Here is a 24,548-nt window from a genome sequence, read left to right on the forward strand (position 1 = left end):
TCGACCCGCGCATCTGTCGAATGACCTAACCCGGGACGAGGTGCCGGCGGCGGAGGGTCCTCACGGCCCCGGGCCGGTGCACCAGGACGCGGCGCGGGCCGGCGGCTCCGCTCACGTCAGCGGCCCCGCCCGGCCGCCGGCCTGCCCGGTTCCGGCACGACCGGCTAGGTCATCGGTCGTCGGCGGCCCGGATCCCGGAAGTCGGATGACTGATGAAGGCCGGCCCGGCGGCCCCGAAGGTAGAGCCCAGCCAGGCAATACCGTCGCCGCCGACATTCGGCGGCAGCCGCCGAGGAGAGTGCCCGATGACCATCAGCTACGGCTTCCACGCCACCATGACCGCCCGCCCCGGCAAGGGCGACGAACTCGCCGACTTCCTGCTCGCGTCGCCGTCGCTGACGAACGAGGACTGCGTCGTCTTCCTGATCGGCCGTTCCGCCGCCGACTCCGACACCGTCCACGTCACCGAGGGCTGGACGACCGAGGAGGCGCACCACCGGTTCTTCGCCACCGACGAGGCGCAGGCCCTGTTGGCGCAACTCCAGCCGCTGATCGTCGGCGAGCCGGCATACCTCGACGAGGTGCCGGTCGGTGGCAAGGCCGCCATCTGAGACCCCGCACGGCAATCCGTCCTTCCGCACCGAACACGACAGGAAACCCCTCATGGCACTGACACGTCCCCCCGTCGATCCCGAGCTGCGCGCGCTCCTGGCCGACATGCCGTTCGTACCCGAACTCAACCGCGACGTGCTCCCGCAGATCCGGCAGTTCTCGTCGACGCCCGTGGAGCCGCTGCTCGAAGGCCGGGCGATCGACCGGCGCGAGATCAGCATCGCCGGCCCGGACGGCACGGACATCCCGCTGTCCGTCTTCAGCCCCGCCGGCCCGGAACACACCGCTGTGGCCCCCTGCGTCTACTGGATGCACGGCGGCGGCATGGTGATGGGCGACCGCTTCTCCCAGCTCGACATCCCCCTGGAATGGCTCGACCGGTTCGGTGCCGTCGTCGTCTCCGTGGACTACCGGCTGGCACCCGAGGCCACCGGCACCAGCCTGCTCGACGACTGCTACCACGGTCTGCTGTGGGTGGCCGAGCACGCCGACGAGCTGGGCGTCGACCCGAACCGGATCATCGCCGCCGGGGTCAGCGCCGGCGGCGGCCTCACCGCCGGGGTCGCCCTGCTGTCCCGCGACCGCGGCGGCCCGGATCTCGCCGCCCAGGTGCTGATCTGCCCCATGCTCGACCACCACAACGACACCACCTCCAGCCGCCAGTACGCCGGCGAGCCCGGCGTGTGGACACGCGAGATGAACGAGTTCGCCTGGCGGTCGGTGCTCGGCGACCTGACCGACGACGCCGTACCCGATCATGTCTCCCCCGCGACGGCCGACGACCTGTCCGGCCTTCCGGACACCTACGTCGACGCCGGCACCGCCGAGGTGTTCCGCGACGAGGCCGTCGCCTACACCACCCGCATCTGGGCCGCCGGCGGCCAGGCCGAGCTGCACATCTGGGCCGGTGGCTTCCACGGATTCGACGCCCTGTACCCGCAGGCGCGGATCTCGGCCCAGGCCCGCCGCGCCCGCACCGACTGGCTCGCCCGCATCCTGACCCCGGCCGCCGGGCCGACCCGGCCGCAGCTCTCCGGGCAGCGGGCCGGCTGATGAGCGACAACCACCGGGCGGAGTTCCTGCGCGAGTTCCTCCGCGACCCGTTCACCGTCGCCGCGGTCGCCCCCAGCGGCCGGCCGCTGGCCGACCTCGTCACCGCGCCCGTCCCCGGCGTCGGCGAGCCGCTGGTCGTCGAACTCGGCCCCGGCACCGGAGCGTTCACGGCCGCCATCCAGCGCCGGCTCGCCGGCCGGGGCCGTCACCTCGCGGTCGAGGTCAACGAACGGTTCGCCGGCCTGCTGGCCGCCCGGTACCCCCGGCTCGACGTCGCCGTGGCCGACGCCCGCGACCTCGGCGACGTGCTGGCACAGCGGGGCCACGGCCGGGCGGACGTGATCGTGAGCGGGCTGCCGTGGGCGGCGTTCGCCGGGGGCCAGCAGGACGAGCTGCTGCACGCCGTCACCGACGCGTTGGCCCCGGACGGCGCCTTCACCACGTTCGGCTATACGTTCGCCCGCTGGACGCCGCCTGCCCAACGGCTGCGGCGGGCACTGGGCGACCGGTTCGAGGAGGTCGTGACCGGCCGCACCGTGTGGGCCAACGTGCCGCCGGCGTTCGTGTACTCCTGCCGGCGCCCCCGGGTCACCGCGCGACCGCGCGCGCTGGTGTCCCTGTCCCGCTGAGAACGGCACCCCGAGAGGAGGGTTGGCCATGGGAAAGCCCCAGGGTCCCGGTCCAGCCGTACGCCCGGTCGGCCAGGACCATCGCGCGACGCCGTTCGAGCTGCTCTTCGACCTCGTGTACGTCTTCGCAGCGACCCAGATCACCGCCTACCTGGCCCACGAGCACAGCCCGTACGGTGTCCTGCAGGGTCTGCTGATCCTCGCCCTGCTGTGGGGAACGTGGTCCGGCTACACCTGGCTGGGTAACCACTCCCGGGCCGACGAGGGTCTGATCCGGGCGGGAATGGCCGGCGCGATGGCGGCGATGTTCGTGGTCGCCCTGGCCATTCCCGAGGCCTGGCGGGACGCCCCCGGCGGCCTGCCCGGCCCCGTCGTCCTGGTCTGCGCCTACTTCCTCGTCCGGTGGGTGCACCTCGCGGTCTACGCGGTGGCCGCAACCGGCGACGCCGGCCTGCGGCAGCAGATCGTGATCACCTGGTTTCCCCTGCTGGCGGGCGCGGCGCTGCTCCTGTTCGGGGCGCTGCTGGGCGGCTGGGCCCAGGCGCTGCTGTTCGCCGTCGCGTTGCTGGTGGACTGGGCCGGCATCTACCTCACCGCCAAGCGCGGCGCGTGGCGACTGCACAGCCCGACGCATCTCACCGAACGGCATGGTCTGTTCATCATCCTGGCCCTCGGTGAGTCGACCGTCGCGATCGGCGTGGGTGCCGCCGGCCAGCCCATCGGTGTGCCGCTGGTGAGCGTCGCCGTCCTCGGCATCGGCACCGCCGTCTGCCTCTGGTGGCTGTACTTCGACGCGGTGGCGCCCGCGGCCCGGCGTCGCCTCGTCGAGGCACACGGCGCCGCCCGGGTCAGCCTGGCCGTCGACGCGTACACCTACGGTCACTTCCCCCTGGTCGCCGGCATCGTGCTCACCGCGCTCGGCGTGGAGGGCGTGGTGGCACACGTCGGCGTGGGCGGGCCGTTGGGAGCCTTCTACGCTCTGTCCCTCTTCGGCGGTGCGGCGCTCTACCTCGCCGGGCACCTGCTGTTCGAACGGCTCGTGCACCGTACGACGAGCCTGCCGCGCCTGGTGGCGGCCGGCGTGCTCGTCGCCGTCGGCCCCGCCGCCGCCGCCCTCGCGCCGCTGGTCGGTCTGGCCGGTCTGGTCGCCGTCCTGATCGTCCTCATCGTCGTCGAGACCCGCCAGCCCCGACGGAACTCACATCCGACGACGCCACCGGTCGAGGCGACGGCGAGAACCTTCGGAACCGGAACCGTGGAGGATCTGGCAGGGAATCGCGAGGATCGCGATAGAAAAGCTGATTAATTGTTCGACACTGTTGAATAGGTGTGAGCTGCGGAATGACGGTGCCCACGATCCCCGCGGCCAGCTCTATTCCATCGACGGGAGAGGGTGGCGATGGCCGATCAGGAGCACAGTGAAATATCGCTGCTGGTAAACGACGTGACTCGCCGGCTGTCAGTGGACAACCGTCGGACGCTGCTCGCCGTGTTGCGGGACGACCCGGGCGTCACCGGGCCGAAGAAGGGGTGCGACCACGGGCAGTGCGGCGCCTGCACACCGGTATCTGGGCGTAGCCACCAACCTCGTCGACCTCATGAAGTGCGGGGTCGAGGAGCCGACCCGGCTGGTGGACGTACGGCGGCTTCCCCTCGACGGCGTTCACGACGCCCCGGACGGCGGGCAGGTCATCGGTGCGACGACCACGAACAGCCACATGGCCGCGCACCCCGAGGTGCGCCGCCGGTTCCCGGCGCTGGCCCAGGTCGTGCTGGCGTCGTTGATCTTCGATGATGTGCGCGACGTGTGCTCGCCAGCGGATGCCAGCCCGGGTCACCCGGCACCGACGCGGGTCACCGCAGCCGCCCGTGGTCGCAAACGGGGGTTCGTGTGCTCGGGCTGTGGTCCTGGGCTGGGCGAACGTGGGTCCGGGCGCTGCGGGTGGACGTGGGCCACTCCCTGCCACCCCAGGTGAACCCGCAGGTCGCTAGACTAGGCGCTCGCGCCCTCGTAGCTCAGGGGATAGAGCATCGGTTTCCTAAGACGACGCTCTATTTGTGTCCACAGGCGAATCGCCTGCGGGTTCCTATTCTGTGGCGGTATTAGTCTGTCGCAGACGCGCGTTGCTGTGCTCGCTTGCTGAAGATCAGAAGAGTGGACGAAAGTCCTGTTCAGACCGTATTTGGGGCATCCGTCATGTGCTTGCTGGGATCTAGCGAATTCACGCAACAGTTAGGTCAGCGAGATCTGCCTCATCGTGGTTCGGGTAGCTGCGTAGATGAAGGGCGACGGCTCGGCGAGGCAGCGCTCGATATCGCGCCAGCGACTCATCACGACCTCCAACTGGCCGAAGACGCTGCCCGCGTCGGCGGCTGTGAGGGCGACCATCTTGGCTCGGTGCTCTCGTACGGCGGCGATTTCCAGTCGGTGCTCCTGGATGTGGCGGTCCCGGGTGATGATCAGCCAGCCGCGGCCCGCGACCTGCGGGATCCACTCTGAGTCCTTCACCGCAGGCGAGGCGATCGGGCACGGCGGGCGTTGGCGTTTGTGTATGACCGTGCCGGGGTCGCCGGGATAGGTGACGTCGGAGCGGAGTCCGGCGAGGACGCGCGCGAGGCCGAGGAGGTCGGCATCGATGTAAAACCGGACCTCGGCAGGCTTGATCCTGCTCACGCCGCGCGCTGGGAGTTCTCGTACGCCAGCGCCCACCGCACGTCGGGCACGTCGAGCTGGTACGTCTCGGCGATCTCCTCGACGTCCAGCCCTGCCTCGTCCTGCTCCCAGAGCACCTCGGTGCTGATCCCCTTGATCGACGGCCGACCGAACCGGACATCCGGCAGGATACGCACCGGTGACTGGGGGTTGGGGTCGGGTCGCCAGCCGGCGGCGACGTCGCCGTCCCAGGTGACCCGCTCGACGAACGCCGCCGACGGAGGAGTGAGCAGCAACTGATTACCGACTGCGGCCACCAGGCAGTATTCCGGGTCGAGACCGGCCTCCGCCTGGGCTTGCAGCACGAGTTTCTTGCCGGCGACGTACGGTCGGCGGTCGGCGAGTGGGTAGGGCACCCCGAACTGCTCCCGGAGCAGGTCGATGAACGCCCGCAACTCGACCATCGGCACCCGGTGGGTACGGCGGTATTCCCGCAAAAGCCCGGCCTCGACGAACTCGGCCCACGTGACCGAACGGGCGCCGCGCGGCTCCGTGCGTAGCACGGGTTTGTGTCGGCGTCCCTTACGCTCGTCGCCCTCCAGCCAGTAGTGCAGCGTCGACTGCGCCACCCGCAGAAGCCGGGCAGCCTCCGCCTCCGAGAAGACCTCACGCTCCAGGACGCTCACCACAGCGCCAGTCTCCCATGCGTTGACTCCTTCGCGGGTCACGGCAGACCCCCACGCGGTGCCTTCATGTCCGGGGTGAAGCCGAGTGTCCGGTATCCGGGCATGCGGCGTGGGAGTGAGGCGGCGAGGATGGGGGTGGCCGGGTCGTGGTAGTCGTGGACCTCGGCGAGGTCCTTGCCGGGCGCGGCGCGGATGACGCGGCCGGCGCATTGGACGAGTAGGCCGTCGTAGGAGATCGGGCCGGCGAGGAAGAGGGTGTCGAGGGCGGGGGCGTCGAAGCCTTCACCGATGAAGGGTGTGGTGCCGATGACGAGCAGGCCGTCGCCGGTCTTGGCGCCGTCGAGCCGGTCAACGATGATCCGCCGTTCGGTGGTGCTCATCGCGCCTTGGAGCACGAGCGCCTGGTGTCCGCGTCCGGCGAGCAAAGCGGTGAGAGCTTCGACCTGGGCGACCCGTCGGGTCAGGACCAGACAGTTGCGACCGCGTGTCAGGGCTACGGCGACATCGTCGGCGATCTGGGTGTTGCGGGGCTCGTCGAGGGCCAGTCGCCGGTGTACCTCGGCGAGCGCGCCGGGGGCGTCAAGGTCGATGTCGCCGGGCTGGAAGGTGGTCTCGTGGATGAACAGCGCTCGACGGGGTCCGGCGTCGGCGTGTATCGCTGCGGCGAGGGTGCCTTGTTCTTCGTCGGTCAGGGTGTGGCGGACGGGCCCGAGTTGCCAGGTGACGAGTTGGCCGAGGCCGTCGCGTCGGGTGGGGGTGGCGGTGAGGCCGAGCCAGAACTGCGCGGCGATCCGTTTGACCGAGTGCTCGTACGCGGCGGCGCCGAGGTGGTGGCATTCGTCGACGATGACGTGCCCGTACCCCTGGGTCAGGGTGGCGACGTCGTCGCGCCGGGCCAGGGAGGGCAGCAGGGCGATGTCTACCGTGCCGGTGAGTTTGCGTCGGCCGCCGCCGAGTTGACCGGGCTTGATGCCGAGGAACTGCTCGACGCGAGTGCGCCATTGGTCGGCGAGGGCTTTGCGGTCGACGAGGACGAGGGTGGAGGTGTTGCGTTCGGCGATCACGGCGCAGGCTATGACGGTCTTGCCGGAGCCCGGTGGGGCAACCAGGATCCCGTCGTCGTGGGCGAGAAGCGCGCCGACCGCGTTGGCCTGCCTGCTGGTGAGTTCGGCGGTGAACGCGGTGTCGATCTCGCTCCCGGAGTTCCGTGCGTCCGTGACGGCCAGCCGGGATCCGGCGCGCTCGACGAGCGTGGCGATGGTGTGCCGCACGCCCCGCGGGAGGACCAGGTGATCATCGAGGGTGAGGGCGTAGCCCTGGATGAAGCGTGGGGTGTCCCAGGTGGACTTGCGCAGTCGCTGCAACTCGTAGAACTTCGGGTTGACCATGGCAGCGGCGTGCTTGAACGTCGCCAGTGCGGCGGGGGTGAGCTGCCTGGCGTCGATGCTCAGCCCGGCACCGACTTCCGCGTGGACCACCGAAGGGAGCGGTGGGTGGACCTGGGTCGCGGCGGACCGGCTCATCGTGGCGACGTCGGCACCGGTGGTGGCTTGCTTGGCCTGCCGGGAGACGTGTTCGGCGTCGCCGGGGCTGAGCCGGTCTAGCGTTGACAGGAACGCCCACTGGTCGGCGTACGGCTCGAGCGTGCCGAGGTCGAGGAAGGTGGTCAGTCCATCCTTGCGGCGGAGGCCCTGCAGCGGTGCGGCGATGAGGTTGCCGAAGCCGCCCTCGGGCAGGACGTCCTGGTTGGGGAACAGCCGGTCGTACGACCGCAGGTCCATCGACCCGCGCAGCACCATCGCCTCACGCAGCAGGACCGTGCCGACGGCCCGCGCGGTGGCCGCAGGAACAGCACCGGTGAAGAAGATCCACACGTGGGCGCCGCGGCCGGACTGGGAGATCTCCATCGCGGCGGGCACCGTGCTGGCTCGTGCCGCTTTCACGTAGGCGAGGGCGTCGAGCATCGCCGTTGGCCCGTCGAAGTCGGCCACGACGAAGTGGCAGGTGTTGCCGGGCATCAGTGGGTACAGGCCCATGAACACGTCGCCGACCAAATGCGCCGCGACGACCTCCGTCGTCCGGGGCAGGTAGGAAGCACCGCGCCGGTCCATACCCTTACGCCAACCGCCGGCGACCGCGGGCATCCAACCGGCCCCGCCGGTACGGGCGTTGTTCCACCGCACGGCGTACACGTCGGCCCGGGCCCGGAACCGGTCGGCGAACAACGCCAGCTTGTCCCGAGTCGGTGAGGTCATGGTGACCAGCCCTGGCGGCTCGACCGGCGCGGACAACTGCTCCGGCGCCGCAGTCGTGTCCTGGCCGCGCAACTCCAGCAGACGTCCCAGCCGGGCGTTCTCCGCCCGTAGCCGCTCCACCTCCCGCCGGAGATCGACGAACTCGGCCACCGAACCCATGCCGACCATCCTCGCGTATCGGGCTTCGAGCACCCCGACACCGGTCCGGTATCCTCCGCCGATGGCATCGAAGGGAAGCGCCGCGCTGGAGGCGATGATCGAGGAAGCCACGGTCGACGCGTACGGCGACGACGAGCAGCTCACCGGCCTGTTCACCATGCTCGAGGAGCACCTGGCGGTGCCATTCACCACCACCGTCCTCGGCGTCGAGGTCACCGTGCGCAAGATCGACCTGACCGCGGACACCATCGCTGCGGTCTGCGCGCGAGGCCGCCACCGGCAGCGGATCGATCTCCTCGACCTGCCGCTACCCACCCCCGCGCCCGACGGCGCCGCGTGGATCGACGCCTACCGGCACTGGGCCGGAAGGTAGGCCACGGTGAGCGAGTACCAGTACTACGAGTTCACCACCGTCGACCGGCCCCTCACTGCCCGGGAGCGGGCTGAGCTGCGGTCGCTGTCGACCCGCGCCGACATCACCGCCACCAGCTTCGTCAACATCTACGAGTGGGGCAACTTCAAGGGCGACCCGCGCATGCTGATGGAACGGTACTTCGACGCGCACCTGTACCTGGCGAACTGGGGCACCCGCCAGCTCATGCTGCGGCTACCGAAACACGTACTCGACCCCGCCGTGGTGGCCCGGTACTGCCAGAGTGACAGCGCAACCGCTTGGACCGCCGGCAGGCACGTCATCGTCGACCTCCATGACGAGGACGGCACCGACGAGTGGGACCTCGACGGCCACGGCCTGCTCACCTCGATCATCCCGGTTCGGGCCGGCCTCGCCGCCGGTGACCTGCGCCTGCTCTACCTGGCCTGGCTGCGCTGCGTACAGTCGCAGGAGATTGCCGACGACGAACCCGAACCGCCCGTCCCGGCAGGCCTGGGCACCCTCGACGCGGCCCTCACCGCCGTCACCGAGTTCCTGCGCATCGACCCCGACCTGATCGCGGCCGCGGCCGCCGGGTCGACGCCGGACGCCTCCGGTGAACCGACCGCTGCGCAACTACGCACCTGGGTCGTCGGGCTGCCCGCCCGGGACAAGGACGCCATTCTGACCGACCTGATCACCGGCGGCGACAGCCACCTACGCGGCCGACTGCTGCGCCGCTACCGCGACGCACACCGCTCCGAGACGCCCACCCCGGCAGCCGCCCGCACCGCCGGGGAACTACTCGCCACCGCCGCGGACCTGCGCGCCGTGCGGGAACGGCGGGACGCCGAGCAGCGCGAACGCGACCGGGTCCGCCGGGAACGGTCCGCCGCAGCCGCCCGGCAACGGCACCTCGACACCCTCGCGGTTGACCAAACCGCCGCATGGCAGCGGGTCGACGAACTCATCGCCACGAAGAAACCCCGCGAGTACGACACCGCCGTACAACTCCTCGTCGACCTGCACGACCTCGCCGAGCGCGACGGGGGCAGCTCATCGTTCCGGAAGCGGCTGGCCGAGCTACGGGTGGTACACGCCCGCAAGCCCAGCCTGCTCGAACGCCTCAACCTCGCAGCCCTCGACACCTGACGCTTGGTTCGCCGCCCGGTGACCGCCACCGAGGCGCGCAAGATCGTGGACAGCTCGGCGTTCCGCCGCGACGCCCCTGACCGCGGCGGCTTGGACTCCGAGTGTCCGTCGGGACCCGCAACCGGACATCGAGCTGTGTCGTTTGCTGGGGTGGACCCGGAGGGTCGGGTGACTGCCTGGGTGTGTACTGCCGATGTCATGGCCAGCTTGGAGTAGGACGCCCCGGCCCTCGCTGATGACCGCTGTATCAGCACTGGATGGAGACTTGCGACCGATCGCCCTTTCCGAAGTTGTGGCTACTGAACCGCGGCGGGTCCACGCCCCCTGACCCGACAACCGAAGAGGGTGATGCCCGATGGGCAGCCTGTGGGCCGGCGTCGATGTCGGCAAGACCCACCACCACGTGTGCGTCATCGACGACGGCACCGTGGTGATGTCCGAGAAGATCCCCAACGACCAGCAGTCCATCTCCGGCATCGCCGGGCGGCTCGGTAAGCGCCGCAGGCGGTCCGCTGGGCCGTCGACCTACGCGGTGGACCCGCGTCACTGCTGTTGGCGGTCCTGTTCGACCGTGGCGCGGATGTGCGCTACGTCAGCGGCACGGTCACCTCGCGGATGGCCGAGGCGTTCCACGGGGAACGCAAGACCGACGCGCACGACGCCTACGTCATCGCCCAGACCCTGCGCATGCGCGGCGACCTACCGACCCTCACCGTGGCCGACGGGGTGCAGCAGCAGCTGAAGCTGCTCGTCTCCCGCCGCCTCGACCTGGTCGCCGACCGGATCCGCATCACTGCCCGCCTCCAGGACCTCCTGACCGTGATCAGCCCCGCCCTGGAGAAGTCGCTGAACCTGCGCAGCCGGGGTGCGCTCCGGCTCCTCGTTCAGTGGCAGACCCCGGCAGGGCTGCGGCGCGCCGGCGAGGCCCGCATCCTGGCCTACCTACGCCAGCACGGCGTGCGGGCCGCCAAGGCACTCACCGCCAAGGCCCTCGCCGCCGCACGGACACAGACCGTCGCCGTCACGGGAGAGGCCACCGCAGCCGGGATCGTGGGCCAGATGGCCACCGACTTGGAAGTGGTCAACGACCGCATCACCGCCATCGAGGAAACCACCGCCGCGGTTGTCGCCGAGCACGAGCTGGGCGAGATCGTCACCAGCCTGCCCGGCATCGGCACCACCCTCGCCGCCGAGTTCCTCGCCCACGCCGGCACCCTCAGCACCTACCCCAGCGCTGCGGCGCTCGCCGCGCACGCCGGCCTCGCCCCGATCTCCCGCGACTCCGGACGACGGCAGGGCCACCAGGTCCGGCCCCACCGCTACCACCGCGGCCTACGCCGGGTATTCAGCATGTCCAGCTTCACCGCGCTGACCCACTGCCCACGCTCCCGCGCCTACTACGACAAGAAGAGAGCCGAAGGAAAGACCCACCGCCAAGCCACCGCAGCCCTGTCCAGACAACGCCTCAACGTCCTCTGGGCCTGCATCCGCGACAAGGCCCCCTACCAGCCCAAACTGCCAAGATCAGCAGAGGTGGTGCCATGCGAACTCGCGTAGAGACTCCGCTTGCCGGAGAACTGCAGAGCAAGCGTAAGTCCTGCTCAGGCCATATATCGGTTGGTCAGACGACGCATGCCTCCGTCGATTTGTGACCCTCGTCGCCGGTCGCGATGGGCCGTTGTTGTGATGGTGGGTAAGTTACTCCGGTGCACGGCCGCGAAGTGGGTTGCGTCGGTCATTGGCTAGAAGTCGAGCGGAGGGGGCGCGCGGCCGTCTAGCAAAGTGCGAACTTGCCCGGTAGGTCGGACTTTGCGGCCTGGAGGTCGCGGAACACCACTCGTAAGGCTGGGGGGGGTCGCTCCCGGTCCCACGTGAGAGTCCGTTGGTGTGGCGCAGTGCAGCATCGGGAGCACGTAGGACCGTGGGAGGTAGAAGTGCTCTGCAACCGTGCAGGGCCGCCCCTACCTCCCGCTCGTGTGGTCCCGGTGGGTGGTCAGTCGAAGGTCTGAGTCACCTTGACGGTGATTCGTCGGGGGTAGCTGTCGACGACGAGGTACCAGTGGTCGTCGTAGGGCACCTCCAGGTCGACGGGGCTGGTGTCGTAGAAGCCGCCGAAGTACTCATACTCGTCGCCGTCGAGATACGCCTGGTAGGAGTCGGTGTCCATGAGGCAGACCCGAGCGGTCGAGCCGCGTATCTCTACCTCGAACGTGCCTCCGCCCGCACAAGCGCCGAGGTGCCAGTACAGGTGCTCCACACGCTATGTGTAGCGGATGGTGTCACTGAGTGGAAGCCGCCGCGACTCGGCTCGTCGGGAGTCGGCGTGGTCAGTTATCGGGTGGCAGGACCAGGTCGAGGAAGTCGGCGTAGGCGTTCTCCCCGGGCAGCTTGCCGTCGAGGGCGAGTGCTTGGCGTAGGGAGAAGCCGGTGACCGCCGGTGGTATGTTCAGGGCGCGCTCGGCCTCGCCGACGATCTCCGCGACGACGGCTCGGGCCTGCTCGGGCTTGTGTTGGATGAGCCAGTCGAGCATTCGGGTGATCGCGTGATTGATCGGGTAGCTGACCTCCTCGTCGCGTGCGGTGCGTTGCCAGTCGGCGAACTCGAACAGCACGGCGGCGCGGATCGTCGCGCCAAGGTCGTCCAGGGGGACGATCCGGTCGAGGCTGGCGGCTGCGGTCCAGGCGACGTCGTGGGCGACCTCGCGCACCGCGGCCTTGGTGCGCCAGCGCAGCGCGAACCGTTTGCGGTTGCTGTCGCGGTCCCACAGGTCAATGGTGAAGGCGGTGGTGAAGTAGTCCCACAACCGGGCGACGCCGACCGACAGGTTGTCGTGGTCACGGTCGGCCATGGTGCGGGCGACGCCGTCACGGGAGCGGCGGCGGGTTTCGGCCCAGTCCTCGGCGACCGGACGCGACCACATGCTGCGCCCGCCGACGATGGCCTGGGGTAGCGGTACCTCGCTTTCGCCGCGGGCCTGGTAGGCGCGCAGGGTGCTGGCGCCGATCCCAGCGACCTCGGCCAGCTCAGCCACGCCGAGCAGTTGATCCGCGGCGAGTTCCGGGGCGGTCAGGTGCACCACGCACCCGGCCAGGTGCCGGCCGCCGCCGTGCCGGGCCGCCCAGAGGGCGAAGTCATCACGCCAGTGACGCGACCCCACCGGCCGCACCGTGTCCAGATCGAGATCGGCGATCGCCCACAGGACACCCTTGCCGGGGTCGCCCTGCGGCTGATCGGCGGCACTGATAGTCAACGCCGCCGGTACCGGCCGGTTGACGTAGACCTCCCGAGCCCGGTCGAACACCTGCGACGGCCGGTACCACGTCACACCGTCCCACCAGTAGCCGCCGGCACGGAACAGCAACGCCTCATCCTCGTACGACATGTACGCGCTGGCGACGTCCTCGTTGCGGTACAACACCACCGACCGGCCATGCTCAGGATGCCACCGCACCACCCAGCCCAGGTCCGGTCGCAACGCGTCAGTGGTGAACGCGACCCAACCACCGTCCTTACACGAATCCGTTCGACCCCACGTCCCAGCATCGCGCTTGCGACCGACCGCCTCGATCGCATCCGGGTCATCCACTGGCAGGTGGGAGTCATCGACGAGCGGCAGGTCGGGAATCGGGTGATCCGTTCGCAACCCGTTCCCCACCGCCACGTACTTATACGACAGCGCCAAACCTATACCCTCCGAGCGCTAGTGCTGTAGATATCTACAGTGTAGCTGATGAAGAGTGACAACACTCTAAGCCTGAAGAACCGACAAATCGGCTGCATCTACTTGCAGTACACGGAATCCTGCATGCACTGAAACCGATCCCTCGTTGTGCCCGCCCCCTGGAGGGCTGCTTGCTGCGCCACGTGAGGGTCTCCGCATGATGGTCCTAGAAGATCAACACCTGCGCTCATCCGCCCACGGGGCAAGGGGCTCTGACGACATGCGGAAAAGGTCAGCCTCTGGCGATCTTGTTCACTTGATGCTCGTAGTCCCTATGGCGGGTCGCCGCAACCGACTCGATGGTTGGCGTGTGGCTCTCGCGGAGGCAGCCCGGCCATGCTGCCCCGCTGACCGGCTGCTGTCTGGGTTGCGCCATGCTCGTGAACAGCAGTCCGCCGCCAACGTCTATCCGCTTGCCAAGCCGTTGTACGCGGTGTCGCGACATCGTCAAGGACCAGTCAAGCGGTGACTTTCAGCGATCGCTTCCGTATCGTACGGACGTTCGACAGGGTAGGTGTGAGGGAGGTGATTCGGTGGCGGACCACAGTCCCATCGAGTGGACAGAGGCGACGTGGAACCCCACCACCGGGTGCGATCGCGTTTCTCGGGGCTGCGACAACTGCTATGCCCTCACTCTGTCGAAGCGGCTGAAGGCTATGGGGTCAGCCAAGTACCAGACCGACGGTGATCCGCGCACCTCCGGGCCGGGCTTCGGAGTCGCGGTGCACGAGGACGCCCTGGATGTCCCCCGGCGCTGGCGCGATCCCCGGATCGTATTCGTGAACTCGATGTCGGATCTCTTCCACGCTCGCGTACCGCTGCCCTTCGTGCAGCGAGTGTTCGAGGTGATGCGCGAAACGCCGCAGCATACCTACCAGCTGCTCACCAAACGAGCAGGCAGGCTGGCGAAGGTAGCCCCGCAGCTGGACTGGGCACCGAACATCTGGATGGGCGTCAGCGTGGAGGGCCCCACAGAACTATCCCGCGTGGACGACTTGCGGCGGGTGCCGGCCGCTGTCCGCTTCATCTCCGCAGAGCCCCTGCTCGGCCCGTTAACTGACTTGAACTTGAACGGTATCGACTGGCTCATCGCTGGAGGCGAGTCCGGACCCGTTCACCGACCAGTGGACCCGCTGTGGGTCCGGCAGCTGCGGGATCGGTGCGGCGAGGCGGGGACCGCCTTCTTCTTCAAACAGTGGGGGGGCCGCACACCGAAGGCTGGCGGCCGTGAGCTAGACGGGCGCGAACACTCGGCCATGCCTGAGCGCATATCCGCTGGGACCCCACTGAAGGCGTGACCGCCGTAGTCGCTTCGCGCAGTCGGCCATCGGTCGATGGGTTCCGTCAACGACGTTGCGATGAGACACTGACGCCTGACTGTCGGTAGCCAGGGGGTGCGGATGCCGGTCAATGGTGAGGTGCCGTGGGAATGCGCCCCACACACGGGCGCCAAGCACGACATCTACCAGCGCTACCTTGAGCGTTGGTTTCCCATCCTCCTCGCCGGCTCCAACGCCTATCCCTCGGTCACCTACGCCGAGGGCTTCGCCGGCCCAGGGATCTACAAGGGCGACGAGCCGGGGTCGCCAGTCATAGCAATGCGTGCGCTGGTCAACAAGGTGCCAAAGACAAAGGGCGTCGCCCGCTTCGCCTTTGTCGACGACGACCAACGCTGCGTCGACATGCTCCGGGCGAACCTGACGAAGGCATTCCCCGAACGGCCGCGCACCGACGCTGCCATGCCCGTAAAGATCGTTAAGGGTACCTGCGCCTCCCATCTGGAGGTCACCCTCGACGAGATGCGCGCCTGGGGGCAACCGATCTTCGCCAACCTCGACTCCTGGGGTAACGCGCCAGTGCCATATCGCCTCCTTCGGCGCCTGGCCACGAACGTCTCCAGCGAGGTCATCGTCACCCTGTTCCCGCAGCACTTCGTTCGCTTCGTCAGCGACCTGGGGGAAGCTGGCGATGCGGTGTTCGGCGGCAACCCCGCCTGGCGATCCGTGGCAGACCTGGCGCCAGGAGCGAAGAGCCGGCACATTCTCACCTGCTACCGGCAAGCACTGCACGCAGCAGGCTTTCCCTACCTATTGGACTTCGAGCTGATCCCCAGGAAGGGGCAGCCGCTCTATTTGATCTTCGGTACCGGCCATCGTCTCGGCGTGCAGAAGATGAAGGACAGCCTCTGGGAGGTCGACCGCACCCAAGGCGTCGGCTTCCGCGACCCCCGCGACGAACAGGCCGAGACGCTGTTCGACGTCAACGAACCACAACTCGGACCGCTGACCCGACTACTCAGCCAACAGCTTCGACGCAGCGGACCCGTCCGCGTCGAAGACCTGCGACACTTCGCCCTGCTGGAAACGGTGTACCGACCGGAGCACGTGATCACGGCGCTGAAACCCCTGATGGACCACGGCGCACTCAACATCGAAGGCGGCGGCACGCTGCGGCGTACCTCCATCGTCTCCCTAGCCCCAGCCTCAGCCGTCTAGTGTGCCGTCCCACCCAGCGAAGGCGGAGACTTTGGCTGAGGATTCGCCAGGGCGAGCGCGGCCGAGAGCTGTGGGGGGTGATGGCGGCATCACTGGTCAACCTGTGGTGTTCCGACGTCCTCCGATCGTGAGTCACATCATCGATGATCCCAGCTTGACCGTTCGACGCTTGAACGGAATCGGTCCGCCTTCCAGGTGATATAGCGCCAGGGTATTGAGGTCGTGGCGCTCGAGGGATCCGGTTGCCTCGACGACACCGTTCGTCGCGTCCGACGTAAGGGTGATGATCATCTCGGCGTCGGCGGATACGACGAGGCCGGGGCTGCGGGTGGCGAAGATGTACTGCCGGCTGCCTCGCAGGTCACGAAGCTTCGCCACGAGGTATTCCTCGATCCATGGGGCGTGGAGTGCGTCCTCGGGCTGGTCGATGATCAGGGGGTCGTTGCCATCGGCGAGGGCGATGATGAGGATGGCAGTGCACTTCTGGCCGTGCGCGAGCCGCTCGATTGCCACATACCCGTCGTTGGCGTGTTTGCGGAACTCGACGGAGAGGCCGTCGTGCAGGTCGAGGGTCTGCATCCGCAGGAATTCCTCGATGGCGCCCTTCTCCCGCACGTGCTCGAACAGCGTCTCGACGTGCCTTCGCTCGGCACCCGTGGCGGCACACACGCCGTCGACGTCGTCGGCGAGGAAGGAGCGGACCAGCTTAACCGGGGTCGACTCTTTGCAGATCAGCTGGAGGACCGGCCCGCGCAGCCGCGAGCCCTTGGCGATGGCCGTCAGGTCGGTCAGGTAGGCGGAGTCGTCGTTTTCGGGGAGCATCTTGATCCGGACGATGCCGCCCATCAGCTTGTTGAGCGCCTTGATTCGGTCCTCACGCCGTCGCCGCCGTGCTTTGCGGGCCTCGATGAGTTCGGCGATTAGCTCTTCCCGGTACGACGTGGCTGCGGCTAGGCTCGGCAGGAACTCGTCGTTGAGTTGAGTCTGCTGCGCGTCGAGTTTTGCCTTCTCCGTCTGAAGTTCGATGAGCCGCGTACGCAGCGCGGCGAGGCCTCTGTTGTCTATATCGATACGGCTGACCGCCTCTGCGAGTTCAGCGTCGAACTGCCGGTACCGCTCGATCCACACCTGCCGGATATCGGCCAGTTCCTTGTTCACCACGAGCAGAACCTGCGCCAACTGCGCGTTCGTCTCCTCGATCGCGTCGCGCAACTGTGCGTATGCCGCCTGTGCTCGCTGGTAGAGGTCCTGGTTGTCGACGATGGCGGCCGGGACCCGAAACCTCTCCCCGCTGTCCGTCCGGGCGATGACCTTCAGTTCGGGAATGCCGACCAGGGGCTCGAAGAGTGCCTTCTCCGCGCTCCACTTCGACTGCATCTTGATGGTCTCGCCGTCGAACAAGCCGGACAGCTCATCTAGCCGCTTTTCAACTTCCGGAAGGGTTTCCAGCCTCGTGCGAGTCTGGGTGATCTTGTTTTCGAGTGAGCTGATGAGCCCTCCGTTTTCGTTGAGCCGGGTTACCGCTTCAGGTTCGCGCATCTCGAACTCGGTGAGATCAAGCGCGGCGTCAATGAGCGCCATCCGGCCGACCGGCGTCCGGGCGTACTCGATTACCTCACTCTGAGAGAAACCGGTGATTGCGATCCGGCCGGACAGTCCGGTCAGCTGCTCGGTGTCCCCGATGAACTCGGGTTGGGTGGAGCCGTCCTCGAAGTACGCGCGGCGTACGAGGCACCGCGCACGGCCGCGAGTGAGCACGACCTCGACTGTGGAGCCCGAGGTGAGCGCGTACTTCAGGCGGGACTCGACCTCCTTGCGGACCTGCGGGAAGTCTCCGGCGTCGGTCTGCTGGTCGAGAGCGAACCGCACCAGCTCGATGAGCAGCGACTTACCCGCTCCGGTCCCGCCGAGGAGGCAGTTCAGGTCGTACGAGAAACGGAACTGCTGACCGTCGAGGAACCCGCCAGTCACGGTCACTGACTCGATTGCCGTGTGCTCCGGCGCCGTTGGTTCTTCCAGGCTGACACGCAGGGCCGGATCAGCCAGTGCGTGCCGAAGCCCGCAAAGGTCTGGGCGTGACGCCTTGATCCAGGTACGGCGGTGGCCGATGCCGTGCAAGACGTGGGTGCTGGCACCGGGTGCGGTGGTGTCGGAACTACGGATGACCGCAAGCTCGCGCCGGCCGACGAGCCGGGCCTTGATTCTCTCTGCCTCAGTGATGTCGACCATCTCGACCGCGCCGATGGCGTCGTCGAGCAGCGTCTGGCTGATGCGGTCGGCCACGGCGAGACGAAGAAGGCCCTTCTCCCGATCGGCGTGTGCCGGGATCGCCAGTCCACCACGGGTGGTGATGACCTTCGCCGCCTCGGTGAAGCCCTTTTCCAGGGCCTTGTGCAGTTCACCGTGGTCGGGGCGGAGCACACCGAGCTCGACGAGCACGTCCTCCAGGTGCTGCGCCGGGGTGCCCTCCTCCCAGATGGCGAGGAGATGGCCTTCGGCTGTACTGAGCTCCAGGCCAGGCAGCACCACGAGCGTAGTGCCGCAAGCGGCCTCGGTCATCCGGTCGCACCAGTCAGCGGTGTTGTGGTCGGTGACGGCGATCGCGTGCAGTCCGGCAGCGATCGCCGCGTCGACGATCTGACGAGGCTCGCTAGCGCCGTAGGTACGGACGTCGACATCGCGTGAGGCTGGAGTGTGCACGTGAAGATCGACAGCCCAGAACCGTGCGGGACCGTGTCTTGTGGTCGCCAGCGATGCCGGCCGGCTACCCACCGTTGCTGACGTCAAGGCACTCGCTCCAAGTGATCATTCGCTGTGGTCTCAGCATCCGGGTCGACACTGTAACGGCCAGTGAACCAAGAAGAGGTGCGACACCCGCTCATACGTACGAATAGGCGCCAGGGGATGGAGCCCCGCCAAGCCGTCTGGCTTGATCAGCCGTCTGACCCGCTGGCGAATCCCGGCATAACGAGATGGTGGCCTCGTACGAGGAGGAGGGCAACCACCCGCACGTTCCGTTAACGCGGGGCGCTAACGCCCGCCGATCTTGGCCTCTACGGAAGGTCGCAGCCGTATCACGTTCACGGCTGCAGCACCGCGCCGACGCATTCATGATCCGGCGCACGAGACCCGCATCGGTGTCTGGGATCAGGGGCACCACCATCAGCCGAGTCCAGCGCGCGGCTCAGCTACTCCCTACACGTTCCTGCACGTGGCCGTTGACGCCGGCCAGCCCCGACGGCACCGAGCTCCCGACGTACTGGACGGCGTTGCTCGACTCGGCCGCGATGTAGACAGCGCCTGCGGCTTCCCCCCGACGTTCTGCATCAGCGTTGCAGTCGCCGAAGTCCGTCGCAGAAGAGTCGCGTCGGAGTGGTCACATGCGGTGACATGCGCCTCCGAGCTCAGTGTCCGTCCTGGGCGGGGCGCTCCTTGTCCCTACCAGCCGCATCGTGACCTTGATCCGTCATTCTGAGTTTTCCTCTACGCCAAGGAGTCACTCCAGATGCCCACGTCGGCGTCCGCCCCTATGGACCGTTCCACCTCTCTTACCCGCGAACAGATGCGGCGGAGGATCGGCTACACGCAGGGAGAATGGTCGGCTGGACTCGTTGCGGGACTGATACCGTTCGCCGACGACGGCGACCGGTGGAGCGCCTCGGCAGCTGCGGCCGTCGCTGCCCGTGCTCAACTCGATCGGCTACTGAGAGCCCCTCAAGCCGCCAAGCACCTGGGCATTCGACGGCTCGACTTCGGGCGTCTCGTCCAGTCCGGTCACATCACCGCGTACGGCCGTACCACCTGCTACCGGGTCCGGGAGCTCGATGCCCTCCGTCAGGAGTCGACAATCGACTGGGACACCCTCTCGTCCCTCGGAGCCCGTGATCCTTCACCACTACCGCCAATGGTCCGAGGTAGTGCGACACGATCCGCTAGTCGTCGCCGCCTCGCGTCAGAGGATCGAAACCAAACCCAAGCCATCCCTGATCCGCGATCCCACGGCCACGACAGCATGACGATGCCTGGCCTGGCCGCACGACCAGCAAAGACAACCCGCGATCACCCAGCCAAGCCTCCTCGTCGAGCCCGACGCTCGATCGAGACTCAGGATCCAGCCCGAGCCCGCCTTAAGCCGCGATGGCACCGCTCAGATGAGCACCTGCGGCACACCGAGGCAACCGCTTGGGCGCGGTCGATGCGGGGCCCCGGCGCTGCCGTCATCCTCGATACGGAAACAACCGGACTTCAAGGATACATCGTCGAGATTGCCATCCTCGACACCTATAATGGCCGGCTCCTACTCAACGCCCTCATCAACCCCGGCTGCTCGGTGGAGCCCGAAGCCCTCGAAGTGCATGGGATTACGGATGCAAGCCTGGCGGACGCGCCGCCATTGGCCGTAATGCTGCCCCGCCTCCTAGAGCTGACCACGAACCGGACCTTGATCGCCTACAACGCACTGTTCGACTACGACACCCTTATGCGACACACTCGCCGTGACCGGCTCGACCCAGCTCATCTCGCCGACCTGGACCGGTGGGACTGCCTGATGAAACGTCGACAGGACTGGGAACAGTCCCCGACCACGACTCCGCTCGGCGGCCAGCACCGGGCAGCCGGCGATTGCAAGACCGCATTTAGAGTTCTGAAGTCCTTGACTTGATCGGCAGGGCCGACAATGAGCCAAGAGACGGCCAACTACGCTGTATGGGGGTGTCGATGTGGATTCCGGGACTGGCCACCGCTCGCGGCGACCAGTCGGCGCGTTCGCGCACCGGGCCGACGACAGGATCCGCGCGGACACCTTCCGCAGTGCCTACCAGGCATGGACCATCGCAGCTGACACCGCGCGTTCTGCACCGCCCATGAAAGGCCGTCGAGGGACGGACCGGTGTCGGAGAGCACCTCACCAGCTGGGCCGCTTAGGGCTAGGACACCGCCGACCGGATCGGCCCCATCCGCAGTCCCTAGATGTGCTGGCTGACATCTACTACAAGGCGGACCCGACGACCTGCGCCTGGTAATGAACTCCTACGCGACTTGGACGTGGTGTCATTCCCGCGCTGAGTGGGCAGGGACGATGGCCGGGGCCGGTAGTGGCACAGCGCCCGTGTCACGGCTTTGGCTCGGGTAACGTCAGAGACACGACGCTCTTGTCACTGGCAGGAGGTATTGCGACACCGATTGCGTCCCGAACAGGTGCCACACCCTTACCAGTGCGGCTCCGTGCTGGCTTCCTGCCTCGCTGCGCCTGGATGCTTTCGACAAGAGGAACCGACAGGTCAGCGGTACGACGATCATCGGACTGATCGCTGACAGAGCGGTTCTGAACTGCGGATTGACAGGCGGAGCCGCAGTGCCATCCGCGAGTAGGGATGCGTCGGTGGGGAGACGGTTGACTCTTCGAAACATCGCGGGTGGTCAGGCGCCATCTCTGTCAGCAGCTCTGACAGCGCCCACTGTCAGAGGCCCGTCAGGCTGTGAGTGTTCTTGTCAGAGTACCGAGAGTAGCTGTCGGGCCGGCAGCCTCTGTCAGAACCACCGTCGCGGCGCGGTGACATCTGTCAGCGTGGGCTCCGCCATGACGGCGGACCTCTGACAGAAGTCGACCCCGGAAGACAGTGACAGCGCCACGACGACTGTCACGGGCTACGTCGACGAGTCGGAGGGCTGACAGCGCTGACCAACCGGCGATCCCGCCGGTCCTGTTCTCTGAGCGGCCGGAAGCGGTGAGGCTTGGCTCCCTGCAAGAGGTAGCTCGGTCTATCCGACCGGTCGGGCAGGCCGGAATACCGCGAGCCCAGCGGGCAAGTTGTGAGCATCAGTGGCCAGCGTCTTTTGCATGTTCTGTGAGATCGCCATGGCCTTGTGAGGCGCTGTCAGAGAGCTGTGAGGCCGGGAAGTGTTCGCCAGAGCTGACAGAGCCCGGTTTGGGGGTGTGAGCGCATCGCCTCGCGCCGGGTTCCCATAGCTCTGTCAGGGTGGAGGGCGGCCTGGTCGCCGCCGTCCGTCGGCATCACCTGCGACACGTGGCGCTGCGCGGATTCGTGGTGGCCGGCGACGAAGGTTGTCGGCTGTGGCTACCGCCGTCGGGGTCCCCACCACGGCAGGATGGGCGGCAGGTCGGCCAGGGGATTGCTGGGTCGTCTCAGCGCGGCGGACCCGTCGTCGCCGTCCCAGCGGCGGCCGTACTGGTCAGGCATGTCGCCCCAGCCCCGGTACGGGGTGGGCTGGGCGGCCATCAGGCCGAGTTCGTCGAGTGGGTCGACGCGGTGGTCGGCGACGGTGCACAGGTGGGCCCAGTCGTCGCCCATGTCGAACACGTAGACGAACTGATCACCTGGCGCGAGTCGGCCCAGTGTGGTCCTTTCGCTGTCCACCGCGCCGTCCGGTGTGTCTTCCCACGTTCGGAAGGAGCAGACCGGGGTCTGGTCGGCCAGGGTGAACAGCCGTAGGTGCGCCAGGTCCCAGCGGGCGAAGGCCAGGTCGATGGCCGTGCCCAGTTGCTCGAACGTGTGCGACCTGGCGGCGGCGAGGATCCGGCCCGGCCGCGGCCAGTAGTCCTCGCCCCGCCCGGAGACGAGTTCGACCCGGATCGACAACCACGTCCTGGCCACCGTTCACCTCCCGCTGCCGCCGGCCGACCACGCTACCGCCGCGCCACGGCCCGTACCGCAGGACACGCCTCGCACCGCTCGGGCCCGGCGTCCTTCGTCGTCGGGTCTTTCACCATGCCACCGCGAGTTTCTTGATCAGGGAGACCGACCATGCGACCGCCACGACGAACCCGAACCGCCACGCCCGCCACCGGTGAGGCGTCCCGCTGTGAGGAGCGGCAGGCGTGGACCGCCGAGCGGATCCGCGCACTGGGTCCGAGCACGGACCTCGCGACGGCCGCCGCTGTCCTGGGCATGTCCCGGTCGGCCGCCTACAAGCTGGCCCGCCGCGACGCGTTCCCCACGCCGCTGTACCGGGTCGGTGCCCACTACCGGGTACCGACCGCGCCGATCCTGGCCATGCTGCACCTGCCGCATCCGACCGGTCCCGGGCCGGACGTAGGGGACGCCGACAGCGTCGGGGAGCCGCCCTGACCGCCTCCGCGCTGCCCTCCGGTCTCGCCCGCCGGGCCGGAGGGCGGATCCCGCCGGCAGCAGCGCCGACCCCGGCGACGGACGGTGTCCGTCGATGACTTGATCGTCGCGGCGTGTCAGGCGTGGATGTCGATCGACAAACCGATGCCGCACCACGAACCCGAGGAGCACCACGAGCTATGCCAGACGGGAGCATCTTCAAACGCTGCGGCTGCCGCCATCCCGATACCGGCAGGCCGTTGGGCAACGAGTGCCCGAAGCTGCGTCGTCCCAACCGGTCCTGGAGTTTCGAGCACGGTCACTGGGCCTACCAGTTGGAACTGCCGCCGACCAGTGACGGTCGGCGTCGGCAGTTGCGCCGGTCCGGGCTGTCGACTCGTCGTGACGCCGCCGCCGAGTTGGACCACGCGCGGGCCCTGCTCGCCCTCGCGGTCCGGGACCGGGGCCGTCGTACCGAGATCGCCGACCTGTTGCAGACCTGTGTGCGGTCGGGCCGGCCGCTGCCCGAGGTGGATCGGATCCGGCAGCGGCTGCGCGGTGACGGGTCGCTGGCTGACATGGTGACCGTCGGCGAGTACCTCACCGAGTGGCTCACCCACCTGACCGTTGATGACAACACCGCGTGTGGTTACGAGTCGCTCGTCCGGGTGCACCTGATCCCGCATCTCGGGGAGATCCCGTTGGACAGGCTGCGTACCGGCCACATCAGGGCCATGTTCGCGGCGATCGAACGCCGCAACCAGGAGATCCGTGCGGCGAGGGCCAGCGGCGATCCTGAGGTGCGCGCGTCGGTCGTCGGTGTCCGGACCACCGGCGCGTCGACCCGGCAGCGTATCCGCGCCTGTTTGCGTAAGGCCATCAATGACGCTCTCGCCGAGGAGGTGATCGTCGGTTCCAACCCGGCCGCGCTGGTCAAGGTTCCCGGCGACCGGCCGGTGCCGATCGTGTGGGAGGCCGAACGCGTAGAGCGGTGGAGGGCCACCGGTCAGGTTCCCGGACCGGTCATGGTGTGGACCGACGAGCAGATCGTCGCGTTCCTCGACCGTGCCCGGGTGCACGCGCCCGACCTGTACCCGATGTGGCACCTCATGGCCTACCGGGGTCCCCGGCGTGGCGAGGTCTGTGGGCTGCTCGACGCCGAGGTCCGCCTCGACAGGCGTGAGCTGACGATCAACCAGCAGATCGCCACCCACGGCTACACCGCGGTACGCAAGAAGCCCAAGAGCAGGGCGGGTAACCGTGACCTCGCCCTCGACGCCGAGACGGTCAGGGTTCTCGCCGCCTACCGGGCCCGCCGCGCCCAGTGGCGCTTGGCCGCCGGTGAGTCGTGGCCCGACACCGGCCTGTTCTTCGTCCGCCCGGACGGCCGGCCGTGGCATCCCAGCGGGGTCACCCAGCGGTTCCGCAGGCTCGTACGCCAGGCCGGGCTACCGCCGACCCGCCTGCATGACCTGCGGCACAGCGCGGCCACCATCGCCCTGGCCGCCGGGGTGGACATCAAGGTCGTCTCCGAACAGCTCGGTCACTCCACCACCACCCTCACCCGCGACACGTACCAGAGCGTCACCAGGGCGATGCACCACGACGCCGCCGACGCTGTCGCGGAGAAGATCCGGCAGCGGCGGCCCAGAACCGCGTAGCCGCCCGCGTGCCGCCGTCGGCGGATCG

At 68.1% G+C, this 24,548-nt stretch carries 19 protein-coding genes and 2 pseudogenes; 14 read left to right on the top strand and 7 right to left on the bottom strand.

Translation table 11 applies throughout. The features are described from left to right. Positions 1-305 precede the first annotated feature (305 nt). From JQN83_RS04560 to JQN83_RS32780, 6 genes and pseudogenes are all read left to right on the top strand, one after another. A complete protein-coding gene (locus tag JQN83_RS04560) occupies positions 306-611 on the top strand; it encodes a putative quinol monooxygenase (RefSeq protein ID WP_208565702.1) in 306 nt (101 codons plus the stop codon). A 52-nt stretch (positions 612-663) separates the two neighbouring features. Continuing rightward, positions 664-1,665 carry an alpha/beta hydrolase gene (locus JQN83_RS04565; protein WP_244251586.1) on the top strand — a complete coding sequence of 334 codons (1,002 nt, stop codon included), beginning with the start codon at positions 664-666 and terminating at the stop codon, positions 1,663-1,665. Then, positions 1,665-2,294, top strand: coding sequence for a class I SAM-dependent methyltransferase (locus JQN83_RS04570; RefSeq protein ID WP_208565703.1), 630 nt, complete (start codon positions 1,665-1,667; stop codon positions 2,292-2,294). The genes JQN83_RS04565 and JQN83_RS04570 overlap by 1 nt, the downstream gene beginning before the upstream one ends. A 28-nt stretch (positions 2,295-2,322) precedes the next feature. Further along, on the top strand, positions 2,323-3,600 hold the full coding sequence (locus JQN83_RS04575) for a low temperature requirement protein A (RefSeq protein WP_208565704.1): 1,278 nt from the start codon (positions 2,323-2,325) through the stop codon (positions 3,598-3,600). 93 nt (positions 3,601-3,693) lie between these two features. Further along, positions 3,694-3,810: pseudogene (locus JQN83_RS32775) on the top strand (hypothetical protein); the annotation flags it as partial. Positions 3,811-3,892: 82 nt separating this feature from the next. Continuing rightward, a complete protein-coding gene (locus JQN83_RS32780) occupies positions 3,893-4,270 on the top strand; it encodes an FAD binding domain-containing protein (RefSeq protein ID WP_244251587.1) in 378 nt (125 codons plus the stop codon). Positions 4,271-4,527: 257 nt separating this feature from the next. On the opposite strand, the gene JQN83_RS04585 is transcribed toward JQN83_RS32780, so the two are convergent. From JQN83_RS04585 to JQN83_RS04595, 3 genes are read right to left on the bottom strand one after another with little or no spacing between them, the layout of a single operon-like run. After that, positions 4,528-4,968: a PIN-like domain-containing protein gene (locus JQN83_RS04585; protein ID WP_208565706.1), complete on the bottom strand. Its 441-nt coding sequence runs from the start codon at positions 4,966-4,968 to the stop codon at positions 4,528-4,530. After that, positions 4,965-5,636 carry a DUF433 domain-containing protein gene (locus JQN83_RS04590; protein ID WP_204010765.1) on the bottom strand — a complete coding sequence of 224 codons (672 nt, stop codon included), beginning with the start codon at positions 5,634-5,636 and terminating at the stop codon, positions 4,965-4,967. Before JQN83_RS04590 ends, JQN83_RS04585 begins: the two co-directional genes overlap by 4 nt. 35 nt (positions 5,637-5,671) lie before the next feature. Then, positions 5,672-8,047, bottom strand: a complete 2,376-nt coding sequence (locus JQN83_RS04595; protein WP_208565707.1) for a DEAD/DEAH box helicase — start codon at positions 8,045-8,047, stop codon at positions 5,672-5,674. A gap of 61 nt (positions 8,048-8,108) precedes the next feature. Between JQN83_RS04595 and JQN83_RS04600 the strand changes: the two genes are divergently transcribed. From JQN83_RS04600 to JQN83_RS04610, 3 genes and pseudogenes are all read left to right on the top strand, one after another. Beyond that, entirely contained in the window at positions 8,109-8,420 is a 312-nt protein-coding gene (locus JQN83_RS04600; protein WP_208565708.1) for a hypothetical protein, read from the top strand. A gap of 6 nt (positions 8,421-8,426) precedes the next feature. Then, entirely contained in the window at positions 8,427-9,572 is a 1,146-nt protein-coding gene (locus JQN83_RS04605; protein WP_208565709.1) for a hypothetical protein, read from the top strand. A 355-nt stretch (positions 9,573-9,927) separates the two neighbouring features. Continuing rightward, positions 9,928-11,129 (top strand): annotated as a pseudogene (locus tag JQN83_RS04610) (IS110 family RNA-guided transposase). A 436-nt stretch (positions 11,130-11,565) separates the two neighbouring features. Here JQN83_RS04610 and JQN83_RS04615 read toward each other — a convergent pair. Together JQN83_RS04615 and JQN83_RS04620 are read right to left on the bottom strand one after the other, a co-directional pair. Continuing rightward, positions 11,566-11,829 carry a DUF1883 domain-containing protein gene (locus tag JQN83_RS04615; RefSeq protein ID WP_208565710.1) on the bottom strand — a complete coding sequence of 88 codons (264 nt, stop codon included), beginning with the start codon at positions 11,827-11,829 and terminating at the stop codon, positions 11,566-11,568. A gap of 70 nt (positions 11,830-11,899) precedes the next feature. Next, positions 11,900-13,048 carry a helix-turn-helix transcriptional regulator gene (locus JQN83_RS04620; protein ID WP_208565711.1) on the bottom strand — a complete coding sequence of 383 codons (1,149 nt, stop codon included), beginning with the start codon at positions 13,046-13,048 and terminating at the stop codon, positions 11,900-11,902. Between the two features lie 779 nt (positions 13,049-13,827). Between JQN83_RS04620 and JQN83_RS04625 the strand changes: the two genes are divergently transcribed. Together JQN83_RS04625 and JQN83_RS04630 are read left to right on the top strand one after the other, a co-directional pair. Further along, on the top strand, positions 13,828-14,592 hold the full coding sequence (locus tag JQN83_RS04625; protein ID WP_208565712.1) for a DUF5131 family protein: 765 nt from the start codon (positions 13,828-13,830) through the stop codon (positions 14,590-14,592). Positions 14,593-14,694: 102 nt separating this feature from the next. After that, positions 14,695-15,789, top strand: a complete 1,095-nt coding sequence (locus tag JQN83_RS04630; protein WP_208565713.1) for a three-Cys-motif partner protein TcmP — start codon at positions 14,695-14,697, stop codon at positions 15,787-15,789. Between the two features lie 132 nt (positions 15,790-15,921). Here JQN83_RS04630 and JQN83_RS04635 read toward each other — a convergent pair whose 3' ends face one another. Beyond that, positions 15,922-18,489, bottom strand: coding sequence for a Nuclease sbcCD subunit C (locus JQN83_RS04635; protein WP_307799000.1), 2,568 nt, complete (start codon positions 18,487-18,489; stop codon positions 15,922-15,924). A gap of 1,495 nt (positions 18,490-19,984) precedes the next feature. On the opposite strand from JQN83_RS04635, the gene JQN83_RS04640 reads away from it, so the two are divergent. Beyond that, positions 19,985-20,452, top strand: coding sequence for a 3'-5' exonuclease (locus JQN83_RS04640; RefSeq protein ID WP_208565715.1), 468 nt, complete (start codon positions 19,985-19,987; stop codon positions 20,450-20,452). A 1,417-nt stretch (positions 20,453-21,869) separates the two neighbouring features. On the opposite strand, the gene JQN83_RS04645 is transcribed toward JQN83_RS04640, so the two are convergent. Further along, a complete protein-coding gene (locus JQN83_RS04645; protein ID WP_208565716.1) occupies positions 21,870-22,406 on the bottom strand; it encodes an IS1096 element passenger TnpR family protein in 537 nt (178 codons plus the stop codon). 150 nt (positions 22,407-22,556) lie between these two features. On the opposite strand from JQN83_RS04645, the gene JQN83_RS04650 reads away from it, so the two are divergent. Together JQN83_RS04650 and JQN83_RS04655 are read left to right on the top strand one after the other, a co-directional pair. Next, a complete protein-coding gene (locus JQN83_RS04650) occupies positions 22,557-22,880 on the top strand; it encodes a helix-turn-helix domain-containing protein (RefSeq protein WP_208565717.1) in 324 nt (107 codons plus the stop codon). Positions 22,881-23,059: 179 nt separating this feature from the next. Further along, positions 23,060-24,520, top strand: a complete 1,461-nt coding sequence (locus JQN83_RS04655) for a tyrosine-type recombinase/integrase (protein ID WP_208565718.1) — start codon at positions 23,060-23,062, stop codon at positions 24,518-24,520. Positions 24,521-24,548 lie beyond the last annotated feature (28 nt).

Source organism: Micromonospora antibiotica, assembly GCF_017599305.1.
GTDB lineage: Bacteria > Actinomycetota > Actinomycetes > Mycobacteriales > Micromonosporaceae > Micromonospora > Micromonospora antibiotica.